Source organism: Acrocarpospora corrugata (assembly GCF_009687845.1).
GTDB lineage: Bacteria > Actinomycetota > Actinomycetes > Streptosporangiales > Streptosporangiaceae > Acrocarpospora > Acrocarpospora corrugata.
This window is the reverse complement of the sequence record NZ_BLAD01000042.1, coordinates 122,245-138,712: the sequence shown is the minus strand read 5'-3', so window position 1 is coordinate 138,712 and position 16,468 is coordinate 122,245. Positions and strand designations below refer to the sequence as shown.

Sequence of the window (16,468 nt, the reverse complement as noted above, 5' to 3'; positions counted from 1 at the left end):
GTTCCTATTCCTCCCGTGACACCGGTGGGATGGTGAACCAGTAGAAACCATGCCCAGGGAGCGTCAAAAGATACGGAAGTTCACCAATTGGGGGGAATGGCACGCCACCCATGGTCTCCACCGGCTCGGCGCCCTCGAATCGCCGCAGGTCCAGTTCGACCGGCTGCGGGAAGCGGGACAGGTTGTTGACGCAGAGCACCCGGTCGTCGCCCAGTTCCCGGACGAAGGCCAGCACGCTCGGGTTGGAGGAGTTGAGCTCGATGAACTCGCCGAGCCCGAACACCGGGTGCCGCTTGCGGATGTCGATCATCCGCTTGGTCCAGTGCAGCAGCGAGCCCGAGCTCTTCTGCTGCGCCTCGACGTTGATCGCCTGGTAGCCGTAGATGGGGTCCATCACCGGCGGCAGGTAGAGGCGGCCAGGGTCGCAGGTGGAGAAGCCCGCGTTCCGGTCGGGGGTCCACTGCATGGGCGTACGGACTCCGTCGCGGTCGCCCAGCCAGATGTTGTCCCCCATCCCGATCTCGTCCCCGTAGTAGAGCACCGGCGAACCCGGCAGGGACAAAAGGAGCGCCGTGAAGAGCTCGATCTGGTTCCTGTCGTTCTCCAGCAGGGGCGCCAGGCGGCGGCGGATGCCCACGTTGGCGCGCATCCGGGGGTCTTTGGCGTACTCGGAGTACATGTAGTCGCGCTCTTCGTCGGTGACCATTTCGAGGGTGAGCTCGTCGTGGTTACGCAGGAAGATGCCCCACTGGCAGTTCTCCGGGATCTTCGGGGTCTGCGCCATGATCTCGGAGATCGGGTAGCGCGACTCCCGCCGTACCGCCATGAAGATGCGGGGCATCAGCGGGAAATGGAAGGCCATGTGGCATTCGTCGCCCCCGGTGACCGGGTCGCCGAAGTACTCGACCACGTCGGCCGGCCACTGGTTGGCCTCCGCCAGGAGCACCCGGTCCGGGTAGAGGCGGTCCACCTCCTTCCGGACCCGCTTGAGGTATTCGTGCGTCCTGGGCAGGTTCTCGCAGTTGGTGCCCTCCTGCTCGAACAGGTACGGGATGGCGTCCATCCGGAACCCGTCGATGCCGAGGTCCAGCCAGAACCGCAGCACCTCCAGCATCGCCTCCTGCACGTCCGGGTTCTCGTAGTTGAGGTCCGGCTGGTGGCTGAAGAAGCGGTGCCAGTAGTACTGGCCGCGGACCGGGTCGTGGGTCCAGTTGGACGTCTCGGTGTCGATGAAGATGATCCGGGCGTCCTTGTACAGCTCGTCGTTGTCGTTCCAGACGTAGAAGTCGCCGTACGGACCGTCCGGGTCACGCCGGGAGGCCTGGAACCACGGGTGCTGGTCGCTGGTGTGGTTCATGACCAGGTCGGCGATGACCCGGATGCCGCGCTTGTGAGCCTCCTCGATCAACCGGACGAAGTCCCCCAGATCGCCGAAGTCCGGCAAAATCTTCATAAAGTCGGCGATGTCGTATCCGCCGTCTCGTAGGGGGGACTCGTACAGCGGGAGCAGCCAGAGGCAGTCCACCCCCAGCCACTGGACGTAGTCGAGCTTGTCGATCAGACCGCGAATGTCGCCCGTGCCGTCACCGTTGGAGTCGGCGAAGCCTCGGATCAGCACCTCGTAGAACACCGCCCGCTTGTACCAGTACTGATCGCGGGGTTTCTCGTGCGTGAAGGTGTTCGGAATGGGCTGATTCTGACTCGGTATAAGGCTCACCGTTGTACTCCCCGGATGTGCAGGGCTGACCTCACGGGCGGTGCGCTGACCCGTGACGCAGCGTGAAGACGTGTGCGGGATTGACGTGAGGGTCCAAGCGCACGTAGTTGGCCTGCCGCCAGCGGTACGACTCGCCCGACAGCTCGTCGTCCACGACGAACTCGGCTTGCCAGTCGAGACCGAGGGCCGGCAAGTCCAAATGGACGGTGCCCTCATGGGTGTTGTGCGGATCCAGGTTGACGACAGCCAGAACGACGTCGCCTAGGCCGTGCCGTCGTGTGGCCGTGTCGTAGGCGCCGGGGAGCCGCTTGGAGAAGCAGATCACATCGGGCTGATCAACGTTGTGAAACCGTAGATTACGCAATTCCTGGAGTGCCGGGTGTGCTCTTCTGAACAAATTGAGCTGCGTGATGAGCGGGGCCAGGCTGCGGCCCTCGCGTTCGGCCGCTGACCAGTCCCTTGGACGGTACTGGTACTTCTCGCTGTCCAGGTACTCTTCGCTGCCCGGACGTACCGGGACGTTCTCGCCCAGTTCATATCCCGCGTACACCCCCCAGCTCGGCGCGGTCAGCGCGGCCAGCACCGCGCGGATCTTGAAGGCTGGTATGCCACCGTTTTGAAGGTACTCATGCAAGATGTCGGGAGTGTTGACGAATAGATTCGGGCGCAAAAAATGTCCCGTTTCCTGGGCGAGCTCCGAGAGATACTCCTCCAGCTCGGTCCGCGAGTTCTTCCAGGTGAAGTACGTGTAGGACTGGTGGAACCCGACCTTGGCCAGGGCGCGCATCATCGCCGGGCGGGTGAACGCCTCCGACAGGAACAGCACGTCGGGGTCGTCGGCCCGGATGTCGGCCAGCAGCCGCTCCCAGAACGCCACCGGCTTGGTGTGCGGGTTGTCCACCCGGAAGATCCGTACGCCGTGCGCCATCCAGTGCCGCACCACCCGCTTGACCTCGGCGTAGATCCCGACCGGATCCTTGTCGAAGTTGAGCGGATAGATGTCCTGGTACTTCTTCGGCGGATTCTCCGCGTACGCGATGGACCCGTCGGCCCGGATGTTGAACCACTCCGGATGCTCCTTCACCCACGGATGGTCCGGCGAGCACTGCAACGCCAGGTCGAGCGCGACCTCCATGCCCAGTTCCCTGGCCCGCTCCACGAACGCATCGAAATCCTCGGTCGTCCCCAGATCCGGATTTATGGCGTCATGTCCGCCTTCTTCCGCGCCGATCGCCCACGGCGACCCCGGGTCGAACGGCTCGGGGGTCAGCGTGTTGTTGCGGCCCTTGCGGAACGCCATCCCGATCGGGTGGATGGGCGGCAGATAGACCACGTCGAAGCCCATCTGGGCGACCGCGGGCAGCCGTAGCGCGGCGGTCGCGAACGTGCCGGACGTGGGCACCCCGTCCTCGACCACCGCCCCCTCCGAGCGGGGGAAGAACTCATACCAGGAGCCGAACAGGGCCCGCCGCCGGTCCACCCGGATCTTCGTCGGCGTGGACCTGGTGACCAGGTCCCGGAGCGGGTGCGCGGCGATCAGCGCCAGCGACTCCGGCCGCTGCGCCGCCGTGAACCTGGCCCGCGGATCCACCTCGTCGTCCCGCAGCCGCGCGGCCAGCGCCTGCAGCGCCGCCCGATGCCCGCAGACCTGGGCCGGCGCACGATCCTTGCCCTTGCGGCCCAGCCGGCCGGTGCCGGAAGGGCAGTCCCCGGTCCGCACCGCCTTGGCGGCACGCTCGAACAGCCGGGCGCCCTCCTCGCACATCAGGTCGCTGTCCAGCCCTCGGGGGATCTTGATCCCGGCGTCGTGCAGCCAGGTCGCGACCGGGTCGCTCCACGCCTCGACCCGGAAGGACCACAGCCCTTCCGACGGCAGGGTGACGCTCACCCCCCATCGATCCGTGCCCGGCGCCAGTTCGCGCATGGGTTGCAGCCGCCCCGGCACGCCGTCCGGGTCGATGAGCACCACCCCGGCGGCGACCGCGTCGTGTCCCTCACGGAACACGATGGCGCTGATCTCGAAGGTTTCACCCGCGGCCGCCTTCGCGGGACGCTTCCCGCAGTCGACGACAGGGTGGATGTCCTGGATTGGGATTCTTCCGATCATCGTTTCTCAACGTAGCGACGGCACACCCGGTACCGCCGGAGTTCACGGGCAAGGATCGATCTTGGCTCGGAGTCGGGCAGCACGAACCACGACCCGCCGGGCGGGCCGGTAGCTCATACAGGAGTTGCCCTAATGCTCCATGTTTACCCATCGATATGAAAGAGCATCGCGACAGTCAACTCCATCCTCTTCCGCAGGGTTACTGATCAACTACATGTCGTGTCAACGGTTTCACCGTGGCGGGCAGCGGACCTGTGATGTTTGAGCGGGACCACCTTTGGTGAGAGCTGTATGTGCTCCTCCACCCCCTCACATCCCCTAGGGTCTGGCCACGTGAGAGCTATTCGCAGGTTCACCGTCCGTACCGTCCTTCCGGCCGAACTCGCCCCGCTCGGTGAGCTGGTCCAGAATCTCCGCTGGTCGTGGCACCCGGAGACGATGGACCTGTTCGCCGAGGTCGACCCCGAGGTGTGGGAGCGCGTCGGTCACGACCCGGTGGCGCTGCTCGGCGCCGTGGCCGCCGACCGGCTGCGCGAACTCGCCCGCGACCGCCGCTTCCTGCGCCGGCTCGCCGACGCCGCCGACGATCTCCGCGAGTACATGACCGCGCCGCGCTGGTTCCAGACCATCCCCGGCGGTCCGGCCGCGATCGGCTATTTCTCCCCTGAGTACGGCATCGCCGCCGCGCTGCCCCAGTACTCCGGCGGCCTCGGCATCCTGGCCGGCGACCACTTGAAGGCCGCCAGCGACCTGGGCGTGCCGATCCTCGGCGTCGGCCTGCTCTACCGGCACGGCTACTTCTCCCAGTCGCTGTCGCCGGAGGGCTGGCAGCAGGAGCACTACCCGTCGCTGGACCCCGGCGGCCTGCCGCTCACGCTGCTGAAGGAGGAGGACGGCACGCCGTCCAGGATCCGGATCGGCCTGCCCGGCGGGCGCACCCTGCACGCCCAGATCTGGATCGCGCAGGTCGGCCGCATCCCGCTGCTGCTGCTCGACTCCGACGTGGCCGACAACGACGCCGCCGCCCGCGACGTCACCGACCGCCTCTACGGCGGCGGCGGCGACCACCGCCTGATGCAGGAACTGCTGCTCGGCATCGGCGGCGTCCGGGCGCTGCGCGCGTACTGCCGGATCACCGGCCACGCCGAGCCTGAGGTCTTCCACACCAACGAGGGCCACGCGGGCTTCCTCGGCCTGGAGCGCATCCGCGAGCTCACCGAGGCCAGGCTCTCCTTCGACGAGGCCCTGGAGGCCGTCCGCGCGGGCACGGTGTTCACCACCCACACGCCCGTCCCGGCCGGTATCGACCGCTTCCCGGCCGAGATGATCGGCCGCCAGTTCGGCGGCGACAACGCCTGGCCGACCGTGAACGTGGACCGCATCCTGGAGCTCGGCGCCGAGCCGGAGGGCTCGGACGGGGACGGCGAGAAGGCCGTCTTCAACATGGCCGTAATGGGCATGCGCCTGGCCCAGCGGGTCAACGGCGTCTCGGTGCTGCACGGCGAGGTCAGCCGGGGGATGTTCCAGGGCCTGTGGCCCGGCTTCGACCTGTCCGAGATCCCGATCGGCTCGATCACCAACGGCGTGCACGCCCCCACCTGGGTGGGCCGCGAGGTGATGGAACTGGCCGGCAAGGAGCTGCCCACGCTGGTGGACCGGGCGCAGGGCTGGGACAGCGTGCAGAAGCTCTCCGAGGCCGACATCTGGACCATCCGCGGCCAGCTGAGGGGCCGCCTGGTGGCGGACGCGCGCAAGCGCCTGCGCCACTCCTGGCGGCAGCGCGGCGCCTCCGCCGCCGAACTCGGCTGGACCGACGAGGCCCTCGACCCGGGCGTGCTGACGATCGGCTTCGCCCGGCGGGTGCCCTCCTACAAGCGGCTCACCCTCATGCTCAGCGACCCCGACCGCCTGCGCGAGCTGCTGCTCGACCCCGACAAGCCGGTACAGATCCTGATCGCCGGCAAGGCCCACCCCGCCGACGAGGGCGGCAAGAAGCTCATCCAGCAGATCGTGAATTTCACCGACATGGAGGACGTGCGGCACCGCATCGTCTTCCTCCCCGACTACGACATGGCCCTCGGCCAGCTCCTGGTCCAGGGCTGCGACGTCTGGATGAACAACCCGCTCCGCCCGCTCGAAGCCTGCGGCACCTCCGGCATGAAGGCCGCGCTCAACGGCGGCCTCAACCTGTCCATCAAGGACGGCTGGTGGGACGAGTGGTACGACGGCACCAACGGCTGGGCCATCCCCACCGCCGACGGCGTCACCGACCCCGACCGCCGGGACGAACTCGAGGCCACCGCCCTCTACGACCTGATCGAACGCGAGGTCGCCGACCGCTTCTACGACCGCGCCGCCGACGGCCTGCCGCGCCGCTGGCTGGAGATGGTCAAGCACACCCTCAGCTCCCTCGGCCCCAAGGTCCTGGCCGGCCGCATGCTCCGCGACTACGTCGTGGATCTGTACGCGCCCGCCGCCCACGCGGCCAGAACCCTCTCCGCCGACCACTTCCACGGCGCCAAGTCGTTCGCGGCCTGGAAACTCCGCGTCTCCCAGGCCTGGCCCGGCGTCCGCGTCGAGCACGTGGAGACCTCCGGCATCGGCGACACCCCGGAGCTGGGCGTCCTGATGGAGATCACCGCCACCATCGCCCTGGGCGACCTCACCCCCGAGGACGTCCAGGTCCAGGCCGGCTACGGCCGGGTCGGCCCGCACGACGAACTCATCGAACCCACCTATGTCTCCCTCACCCCCGGCGACCCCGGCGACGACGGCCGCGCTCCCTTCACCGGCACCATCCCGCTGGACCGCACCGGCGCCTTCGGCTACTCCGTCCGGGTGGTCCCGCACCACCCCCTGATGGCCTCCCCGGCCGAGCTCGGTCTCATCGCCGTCCCCGAGGAACCCGCCGGTATGACCAACGGCACCCTCCGCTGACGATCATGCGAACGGCCCGCCGCACCTGCGGCGGGCCGTTCGCACGTTGTGCAGGTCACCCAGTTCGCGACATACGCTGGGAAGCCACTCGATTGTGATCAGAGCCCGGCGGAATCGTCACGGGAAGCCACTATCGTGGCCGTTCATGCGGTTCGTCTTGAGGGTGGTTCCCAGGCGGCTTCGGCGGGCGGTGCGGGTCCGGATCGATGCGCGTTATGTCACGAAGGCCGATCACTTGCGGGACATCAGGGACACCCTGTGGGAGGTCCAGATGTTGCGGCGGGAGGTGGTGGCGCTGCGCCGCGAACTGGACCGGCTACGGGATCTCAAGGCCGTCTGAAAGCGGGGCGTATGAAGGTCTATGTGTCGGTCGACATGGAGGGTGTCACCGGGCTGACCGATCCGGAGGAGATGCACGCGGGGGGCCGGGGCTACGAGCGCGGCTGCGAGCTGATGACCGGGGACGCCAACGCGGTCGTCGCGGGGGCGTTCGACGCGGGCGCGGGGAGCGTGCTGGTCAATGACGCGCACGGCTCCACCAAGAATCTCCGGATCGACCTGATCGATCCGAGGGCCACGCTGATTCGGGGGCCGGGGAAGCCGCATCGGATGGCCCAGGGGCTGACCGCGGGGTTCGCCGCCGCCTGCTTCGCGGGGTATCACGCGCGGGCCGGTGTGCCGGATGGGGTGCTCAACCACACCTGGATGGGTAAGGAGATCCACAACGTCTACCTCAACGGCGAGATCTGCGGGGAGACGCGGCTGGTCGCTGGGTTCGCGGGGGCGCTGGGGGTGCCGGTCATGCTGGTCACGGGGGATGAGGCGGTCTGTGCCGAGGCCGCCGAGCTGCTGGGCGAGGTGGAGACGGTCGCCGTGAAGAAGGGGGTGGACCGGTTCGCCGCCGAGTTGCTGCCGCCGGCGGTGGCGCAGGCGCGGATCCGGGAGGCGGCCGGGCGGGCGTTGAACCGGCTGCCGGATTTTTCGCCTTATGTGGTGGAGCCGCCGTACCGGCTGGGGGTGGAGTGGAACTCCACGGCGATCGCGGCGGGCTGCGCGATCGTGCCGGGCACGCGGCTGCTCGGGCCGAGGCACACCGAGTTCCGTACCGACGACTACCACGAGATCATGGCGCTGTTCGGGATCTACGCGATGATCGCGGGCCAGGTGGCCTGCGGGAGTGGGGTGTACGGATGACGATCTCCCGCCGGGCGCTGCTGATCGGCCTGGGCGCCGCCGGCGGGGCGGGCACCATGTTCGCGGCCATGAACGTGCTCGGGCTGGCCCCGGGGGAGCAGCGTTCGGACTTCGAGGCGCCGCGTCAGTCGGACTTCACGTTACGCGGCAAGGCCGCCGCCAAGGTGATCGTGCTGGGCGCGGGGGTGGCGGGGCTGGCCTGTGCCTACGAATTAGGCAAAGCCGGATATGACTGCACGATCCTGGAGGCCGCGGATCGGATCGGCGGGCGCAATCTGACCTTGCGCGGCGGCGACCAGGTCACCGAGCTGAGCGGCGCCAAGCAGGCGGTGGCCTTCGGGGAGGGGGTCTACTTCAACGCGGGCCCTGCCCGGATCGCCTCGTGGATGGTCACCCTCGACTACTGCCGCGAACTCGGCGTGCCCATCGAACTGTTCGTCAACAGCAACGCCTCCGCGTATGTCTACACCTCCGGCATGAAGGCCCCCGTCCGCTACCGGACGGCGCGCGCCGACATGCAGGGCCACCTCGCCGAACTCCTCGCCAAGGTCACCAGCCAGGGCGCGCTCGACGAGAACGTCCAGGAGTCCGACCGGCAACTCCTGCTGGACTTCCTCCGCCAGTACGGGGATCTCGGCGAGAAGACCACCTACGAGGACTCCGAGCGGCGCGGCTTCGCCACCTATCCGGGCATGGAGGCCGGCGCGCCGCTGCCGCCGCCGCCCACGCTGAGCGAACTCCTCGGCTACCAGCTGGGCCCCGCGCTCACCTTCGACCTCGCCGCCGACCAGGCCATGCCCATGTTCCAGCCGGTCGGCGGCATGGACCGGATCGTGACCGCGCTGGCCGACGTGGTCGGCCGGGACCGGATCCGGCTCTCGTCCAAGGTCACCAAGGTCGCCAACCTGCCGGACGGCGTCGAGGTCGCCCACTCCGGCGGCGTGCTCAGGGCGGACTACTGCATCGCCACCCTCCCGCCGCACCTGATGGCCCTGGTCCCCGGCAACCTGGAAGCGCCCGTCGTGGCCGCGCTCCGCTCCGCCACCGCGTTCTCTGCGGGCAAGCTCGGCCTGGAGTACGGCCGCCGCTGGTGGGAGCAGGAGGACCGCATCTACGGCGGCATCACCGAGACCGACCTGGACATCGGCCGGATCTGGTACCCGTCCGAGGGGTTCCACCGCCCCCGCGGCCTGGTGGTCGGCTACTACAACTTCGCCGCAGACGCCGACGCCTACGCCGGTCTGAAACACCCGGAACGCCTGGAGAAGGCGCTCGCCCAGGGCGAACGCGTGCACGGCCCGAAATACCGGAAGGACCTGCTCTCCAGCATCTCGATGACCTGGTCCAACCGCCCGCACATCAACGGCGCCTGGGCCTACATGCCCTCGGCCGGTCTGCTCAAGCAGCCCGCCGGGCGGGTCTACTTCGCCGGCGACTGGCTCACCCATCTGGTCGCCTGGCAGGCTGGAGCCTTCGAATCCGCCCGCCACGTGGTGGCCAGCCTGCACCAGCGGGTGCTGAAGGAGGAGTCCGAGTGACGCAGCTCGACTGGATGCCCGCCGCCGACCACCTCGACCTGCTCGCCGATCCGGTGGCCAAGGCGCTCGTCCCCGGCCTGCGGGTGGCCGAGATCGACCCGGGCCTGTCCGACACCGCCGCCTTCTGCGACCGGTACGGCGTGGCCCTGGAAGACTCCGCCAACTGCGTGATCGTGGCCGGCAGACGCGGCGGCGAGACCCGCTACGCGGCCGTCATGGTCCTGGCCACCGACCGCGCCGACGTGAACGGCGTGATCAGGAAACGGCTGGACGTCCGGAAGGTCTCCTTCGCCCCGCAGCCGGAGGCGGTCAGCCTCACCGGCATGGAATACGGCGGTATCACCCCGCTGGGCCTGCCGGAGAGCTGGCCGGTGCTCGTTGATGAAAACGTGACCAGCCGTTCATTTTTAGTGATCGGGAGTGGTCTTCGCCGCTCTAAGCTGGCCATTTCCGGCGCGGACCTGGTCGCGGCGACGGGTGGCGAGACACTGGTGCTCACATTGTGACCGTAGGGTGGGAAACCGTTGAGCCACTCCTAACGTTGTGCTTAGCAGGAATGTGGCCCGATGGCTCACTCATGGACGGTGTTTTAGTCGGTATGGTGCTTAAGGCATGAATCAGGACGACCGACTGGGCCCCTACCGGTTGCTGCGGCGGCTCGGTGAGGGTGGTATGGGCGTGGTCCACCTGGCCTTGGATGCTCATGGCAGGCAGGTGGCCGTCAAGGTGCTGCGCCCGGAGGTCGCCGGAGACGACACCGCGCGCCGTCGCCTCTCACGCGAGGTCGAGACCATGCGCCGGGTCCGCAACCGGCACATCGCCGAGGTCGTGGACGCGGATGTGACCGGCCAGCGGCCGTACATCGTGACCAGATACGTGCCGGGGCGCCCGCTGGACGAGATCGTCAAGCAGGACGGCGCGTTGCCGGTGGAGGCGCTGCTCAAGGTGGCCGCGGGGGTGGCCGAGGCGCTCGCCGCCGTGCACGCCGCCGGGGTCATCCACCGCGACCTGAAACCGGGCAACGTGCTGATGCTGGACGGCGAGCCGGTGCTGATCGACTTCGGCATCGCGCAGGCCGTCGACGCCACCCGGCTGACCCAGACCGGCATGTTCATCGGCACGCCCGGCTACCTCGCCCCCGAGATCATCGAGGGTCAGGAGGCCGGGCCCGAGGTCGACGTGCACGCCTGGGCGGGCACGCTGCTCTACGCCGCCACCGGCCTGCCGCCGTTCGGCAAGGGCACGCTGGAGATGATCTTCTTCAACATCACCGCGGGCAAGGCGAACGTGGAGGGCGCGCCGCAGGTGATCCAGCCGGTGCTGCGGGCCGCGCTGCAGCGCGATCCGGCCCGCCGGCCGACCGCGAGTGAGCTGCGGGACCAGGTCTCCCGGCTGCTGCCGCATCCGTACCGGCAGCGGGTGCCGGACGAGGTGACCACGGTTCCGAACGTGGACCAGACCACCGGCAAGCCGATCAAGATCCTCGGGCTGGACGGGCCGCCGCCGGTGCCGCGCCCGGCCTCGCACGAGCAGGTCAACCAGCCGGTCGCGCCGGTCAGGCCGAACCCGCACATCACTCCGGCCGTGTCGCGGTCGGAGTTCGTGTCGCTGCTCGGGGACGCCCCGGAGACCGGCCAGGTGGCGTCGCCGCCGCCCGCCGGTCAGGGTGGCGATCCGTTCCCGACGGTGCGGGTGACCGGCGAGGATCTGCGCCGGGCCGGGCTGGGCGCCAAGCCGCAGACGCAGCAGTCGCAGCCGCCGTCCCCTCCGTCTCCTCCGTCTCCGCCGAAGTACGAGCCGCCGACCATCCCCAAGATCGTCGAAGGGGACATCCCTACCCGGATGGGGCCGCCGTCCGGCGCGAGCGCCTGGCATCAGCCGCATCAGCCGCATCAGCCGCCGCCTCCGCCGCAGCAGCAGCCCGGCCGGGATGGCGACATCCCCACCCGGCGGGTGCGTCCCGAGGAGCTCCGGCCGGCTCCGCAGCAGGTCTTCTTCGAGCAGCCGCCCGACTTCTACGAGCAGACCCCGCACGTCAACCAGCCGCATCCGCCGCCGTTCCAGCAGACGGTCAGGGTGCCGCCGCCGCAGCCGCCGCACAACCCGGGCATGCGCCCGGGGGCCACGATGCTGCAGCGCTCCAAGGCGTACGGGGTGGCGAGTGTGCTCATGCTGGTCGCGATGACCGCGGCGGCCGTGATCGCGCCGGTGCTGGTGGCGCTGATCGCGCTGCCCGCCGTGGTGCTGTTCCGGGCCGCCGACATCGCCCAGCCGCAGCTCAACTCGCGCCGCCCGATCGGCGCCGCGGCGGCCGACGTGTTCCGGGTGATCAGCCTGCCCGGCCCGCTGTTCAAGTCGATCGCGGCCACGGCCGGGCTCGTCCTGTACGGCCTGATCCTCGGCGTCCCCGTCACCCTGCTGCTGACCGTCCTGGTCACCAGCATGGACGAGAGCGCCACCATCGCCTGGGGCATCGCCGTCGCCCTGTGGGCGATCTGCGCGGGACCCGCCGTGGAAGCCCCCACCCGCCAGGTACGGCGGACGCTCGCCTCGCTCTTCCCGGCCAGGACGGCGGCCGTCGGCGTGGCGTGGGGCACGGGGGTGCTCGCGGTGATGTTGGCTGGAATCGCGTTGTTGTCGGTTAGGGGGGACGACACCGCCGGCCTGTTCTGGGGCTTCGACATTCTGGATCTGGTTGACCGCTTGACCGTTCTACGGCAAAAGGGACCTGGGGGGTCATAAATGGCCACAACTGAGGCTCCGGAGCGAATCGGTCCGTACCGATTGCTTCGCCGGCTCGGTGAAGGCGGCATGGGGGTCGTGCACCTCGGACTCGACCGGGACAACCGCGAGGTCGCCGTCAAGGTGCTGCACCCGCACGTCGCGTCCGACCTGAAGGCGCGCGACCGGCTCACCCGCGAGGTGGAGACCATGCGGCGGGTGCGCAGCCCGCGGGTCGCCGAAGTGCTCGACGCGGATCTGGTGGGGGCCACGCCGTACATCGTGACCAGGTTCGCGCCCGGACGAACGCTGGAGCAGCGCGTCCTGGACGGCGGGCCGCTCAGCGGCCGGGAACTGGTCCGGCTGGCGCGCGGCCTGTGCGAGGCGCTGGTCGCCGTGCACGCCGCCGACGTCATCCACCGCGACCTCAAACCGGCGAACGTGATGATGGTCGAGGGATCCGGCGGGGTGGAGCCGCTGGTCATCGACTTCGGCATCGCGCACCTGGTCAACGCCACCCGGCTGACCCAGACCGGCATGTTCGTCGGCACCCCCGGCTACCTGGCCCCGGAGATCATCAGGGACAGCGCGATCACCCAGGCCGCCGACGTGCACGCGCTGGCGGCGACCGTGTTCTTCGCGGCCACCGCGCAGCCGCCGTTCGGGTCCGGCACCTTCGAGGTGGTCTGTTACAACATCCTGGAGGGCAAGGCCAAGGTCGAGCTGGCCCCCGCCTGGCTGCGCGGCTGGCTGCGGCTGGCCCTGTCCACCGACGCGACCACCCGGCCGACGGCGGGCGCGCTGCTGCGGCTGGCGCGGGCGCTGGACCCGTCGGTCACCGTGTTCAAGGAGTCCGCCGCCACCCACGTGCTGACCGGGGAGGACGGCACGCGGGTCCTGGAGGACGGGACGCAGGTCCTCGCGGACGGCACCCGCATCCACGTGGACGGCACCCGGGTGCTGAACGACGGCACCAAGGTCCTCAGCGACGGCACGCGGGTGCTGGCCGACGGCACGAAGGTCCGCAGCGACGGGACGCGGGTGCTGACCGATGGCACCAAGATCCTTAATGACGGCACCCGGGTTCTGGACGACGCGCCCGGTCACACCCGGGGGCTGCCGGTCGACAAGAACCACGCCGACCTGCTGACTCCGGTGAACTACGTCAAACCGGATCGGCCGCAGCGGCCGCAGAAGCCGCCCAAGGTGCCGAAGGCGCGCAAGGCCGCGCCGCCGCCTCCGTATGTGCCGCCGCCGTACCAGCCGGCGCCCTACGCCGACCAGCGGGTGGCCGGGTATCCGGCGCCGGCCAACGCGCAGCCGAGCGCGCCGCCTCGGTACCAGCCGCCGCCGCCCGCGCAGGCCAGGCCGTACCAGCCGGAGGCCGGGCCGAGGTATCGGACCGCGCACCCGTTCCTGGCGGGGCTGCTGCTGGTCGTGCTGGTCGCGGCGGCCTGCCTGCTGCCGGTGATCATCAGCCTGTTCGCCATCGCCGCCGCGCTCTGCCTGCGGGTCGTCAACTACCTGTTCGGCGACCACCCCGACCGGCGGCAGACGCCGATGCTGGCCGTGCTCGGCACCCCGTGGGCGCTGATCAGGGCGGCCCTGGGCACGCTGGTCCAGGTGCCGCTCTCGATCATGTTCGGGATGTGCGTCTGGGGCGCGCTCGTGTACGGCGCGAACCTGCCCACCGACCCCGCCGCCGGATACGCGGCCGGAGCCTTCGTGGCCGGCCTGTTCATCCTGCCGGGCGGCGGCGGCCCCCGTAAGGCCGTCGCCAAATCGCTCAGCGGGCTGATCCGCAGCCCCGGCGCGGGCATGGTGGCCGCCATCGCGGTCGGCACGCTCGCCTTCTTCGTGGTGATGACCGCGATCTCGTCGGCTCCGTCCTGGGCGCCCTGGCGGCCCCCGTCCGAGGCCATCGAGGCGATCGTCGCCGACCTGAGGCAGAAGGGCGAGGACACGGTCGTCAACCTGGTCGGCGGCCTGATCGAGGACCTGATGAACCAGCTCGGACTTGGCTTCATCACATTCTGGAACTGACCCATAGGTGCGGTCGTGCCCTGATTGGGCACGATAGATCGTGGAGTCGCGAGGGAGGGTGCATGGGCGAGGAGTTTCTGGGGCCCTACAAGTTGCTCTCCCCCCTTGGCTCAGGCGGTTTCGGCGCGGTCCACCTGGCGCTGGACGGCGAGGGCCGGACGGTCGCGGTGAAGGTGCTGCACCCGCACGTGGCCGCCGACGCCTCCGCGCTGGCCCGGCTGGCCCGCGAGGTGGAGACCATGCGCCGGGTCCACGGCCACCACGTCGCCGAGGTCCTGGACGCCTCGCTGGACGGCGACCAGCCGTACCTGGTGACCCGGTATGTGCAGGGCCGCGCGCTCTCCGCCGTCGTCGCCGACGGGCCGCTGCACGGCGACGATCTGGTCCGGTTCGCGCACGGCCTGGCCGAGGCTCTGGTCGCCGTGCACCGGGCCGGGGTCGTGCACCGTGACCTGAAACCGGCCAACGTGATCGTCGCCGACGGCGAACCATACGTGATCGACTTCGGCATCGCGTACGCGCTGGACACGGCCGCGGTGACCACCTCGGGCGCGGTCGTCGGCACGCCAGGCTACCTGGCGCCCGAGGTCCTGGAGGGCCGGGAGGCCGGTCCTGCGGCCGACGTCTTCGCCTGGGCGGCCACGCTGGCGTTCGCGGCTTCCGGGCGGCACCCGTACGGGCTCGGACCGGTGGCGGGCGTGGCCTACCGGGTCGTGCACGGGGACCCGGACCTGGACGATGTGCCCACCTGGCTGGTGCCGCTGCTGCGCGAATGCCTGCGCGCGGAACCGTCCGCCCGCCCGTCCGCCGCCCAGTTGCTGAACCGCCTCGCCGGGACGGCCCGGCAGCGGGTGCTCACCGGCGCGCCCGAGCCGGCGGCCGAGCCGATGCCGGTCGAGTCGGCGGGTCACCGGGAGGCCGAGACGCGCGAGTGGCGGCCCGGCCTCACCCCCGAGCGCAAGCCGGGGCCCGACGACGCGCGGCTGCGCCGCCGGGAGGTCGTCCGCCGCCGCTGGGTGGTGGGCACCGGCCTGGTGGTGGGGTTGCTGGCCGCGACCGGGCGGGAGCACGTGCCCGAACTGTCGTTGCTGCTGCTCGTCGCGTACGGGACAGGAGTCCTGGTGGACGCGGGCTTCGGCCTGGTGGCGAAGGCCCGGCCCCGGGTGGTCGTGGATCTGGTGTGCATCGCCGGTTCCGTCGTGCTGTGGGCGGGATTGAGCACGCTGTTCAGCACGTTCACGCTGCTACTTGCGGTCGGCGCGTTGCTGTTCGCCCTCGGCCTGCTGGCGCTGGCCGGCTGAGCCCCCCGCCGGTCGCCTCCGGAACATAATTCGGTAGGGTGCGGGTATAAGGTTTGCGGCTAAGCTACTCACGGGTAACATGCGATCAGAGCCACACCGAATACGGGAGGTCGGCCACCGGCCATGAACATCGTCGTCTGCGTGAAACAGGTCCCCGACACGGCGACCGAGCGCAAGCTGCGGTCCGATGACAAGACGCTCGACCGGGACGCCGCCGATGGCGTCATCAACGAGCTGTGCGAGTACGCGGTCGAGGAGGCGCTGCGTCTGAAGGAGGCCCACGGTGGCGAGGTGACCGTGCTCACCATGGGCCCCGACAAGGCCACCGACACCATCCGCAAGGCCCTGGCCATGGGCGCCGACAAGGCCGTGCACCTGGTCGACCCGGCCCTGCACGGCTCGGACGCCCTGTCCACGTCCTACGCGCTGGCGCAGACGCTGAAGAAGATCGGGTTTGACCTGGTCATCCTCGGCTCCGAGTCCACCGACGCCAGGACCGGCATGCTCGCCGCGATGCTGGCCGAGCGGCTCGGCACGCCCCAGCTCACTCTCGCCAACAAGGTCGAGATCTCCGGCGCGGGCATCACCGTCCAGCGGGTCACCGACTACGGCTTCGACAAGGTCGAGGCGTCGCTGCCCGCCATCGTCTCCGTGGTCGAGAAGATCAACGAGCCGAGGTACCCGTCCTTCAAGGGCATCATGGCGGCCAAGAAGAAGCAGGTGCAGACCTTCGGCATCGCCGACGCGGAGATCGACGCGGCCCAGGTCGGCGTCGCCAACGCGTGGAGCGAGGTCGCCGACTTCGCGGTCGCGCCGCCGCGCGCGGCCGGCACCGTGGTGAAGGACGAGGGTGACGGCGGCGTCAAGACCGCCGACTACCTCGCGTCGAAGAAGTTCATCTGAGGAGGGT

At 69.7% G+C, this 16,468-nt stretch carries 11 protein-coding genes; 9 read left to right on the top strand and 2 right to left on the bottom strand.

From position 1 onward, the window contains the following. Window positions 1-4: 4 nt before the first annotated feature. Together treS and Acor_RS10310 are read right to left on the bottom strand one after the other, a co-directional pair. Window positions 5-1,717 carry a maltose alpha-D-glucosyltransferase gene (gene treS, locus Acor_RS10315; protein ID WP_155336351.1) on the bottom strand — a complete coding sequence of 571 codons (1,713 nt, stop codon included), beginning with the start codon at window positions 1,715-1,717 and terminating at the stop codon, window positions 5-7. 31 nt (window positions 1,718-1,748) lie between these two features. Continuing rightward, window positions 1,749-3,824, bottom strand: a complete 2,076-nt coding sequence (locus Acor_RS10310) for an alpha-1,4-glucan--maltose-1-phosphate maltosyltransferase (protein WP_170316868.1) — start codon at window positions 3,822-3,824, stop codon at window positions 1,749-1,751. A 333-nt stretch (window positions 3,825-4,157) separates the two neighbouring features. On the opposite strand from Acor_RS10310, the gene glgP reads away from it, so the two are divergent. From glgP to Acor_RS10265, 9 genes are all read left to right on the top strand, one after another. Continuing rightward, window positions 4,158-6,761, top strand: a complete 2,604-nt coding sequence (gene glgP / locus Acor_RS10305) for an alpha-glucan family phosphorylase (protein ID WP_155336350.1) — start codon at window positions 4,158-4,160, stop codon at window positions 6,759-6,761. Between the two features lie 145 nt (window positions 6,762-6,906). Continuing rightward, window positions 6,907-7,101 (top strand): hypothetical protein, encoded by a 195-nt coding sequence (locus Acor_RS10300; RefSeq protein WP_155336349.1) that lies wholly within the window; start codon window positions 6,907-6,909, stop codon window positions 7,099-7,101. 11 nt (window positions 7,102-7,112) lie between these two features. Beyond that, on the top strand, window positions 7,113-7,955 hold the full coding sequence (locus Acor_RS10295; RefSeq protein ID WP_155336348.1) for a M55 family metallopeptidase: 843 nt from the start codon (window positions 7,113-7,115) through the stop codon (window positions 7,953-7,955). Next, the gene (locus Acor_RS10290) at window positions 7,952-9,493 is read left to right on the top strand and encodes a flavin monoamine oxidase family protein (protein WP_155336347.1); all 1,542 of its coding nucleotides are present in this window, start codon (window positions 7,952-7,954) and stop codon (window positions 9,491-9,493) included. The genes Acor_RS10295 and Acor_RS10290 overlap by 4 nt, the downstream gene beginning before the upstream one ends. Before the next feature lie 14 nt (window positions 9,494-9,507). Continuing rightward, the gene (locus Acor_RS10285) at window positions 9,508-9,999 is read left to right on the top strand and encodes a YbaK/EbsC family protein (protein WP_155336407.1); all 492 of its coding nucleotides are present in this window, start codon (window positions 9,508-9,510) and stop codon (window positions 9,997-9,999) included. 106 nt (window positions 10,000-10,105) lie between these two features. Continuing rightward, complete coding sequence (locus Acor_RS43120; protein ID WP_155336346.1) at window positions 10,106-12,235, top strand: serine/threonine-protein kinase; 2,130 nt, start codon at window positions 10,106-10,108, stop codon at window positions 12,233-12,235. Beyond that, window positions 12,236-14,257 carry a serine/threonine-protein kinase gene (locus Acor_RS10275; protein WP_155336345.1) on the top strand — a complete coding sequence of 674 codons (2,022 nt, stop codon included), beginning with the start codon at window positions 12,236-12,238 and terminating at the stop codon, window positions 14,255-14,257. 62 nt (window positions 14,258-14,319) lie between these two features. After that, on the top strand, window positions 14,320-15,558 hold the full coding sequence (locus Acor_RS10270; protein WP_155336344.1) for a serine/threonine-protein kinase: 1,239 nt from the start codon (window positions 14,320-14,322) through the stop codon (window positions 15,556-15,558). A gap of 123 nt (window positions 15,559-15,681) precedes the next feature. Next, window positions 15,682-16,461, top strand: a complete 780-nt coding sequence (locus Acor_RS10265; protein WP_155336343.1) for an electron transfer flavoprotein subunit beta/FixA family protein — start codon at window positions 15,682-15,684, stop codon at window positions 16,459-16,461. Window positions 16,462-16,468 lie beyond the last annotated feature (7 nt).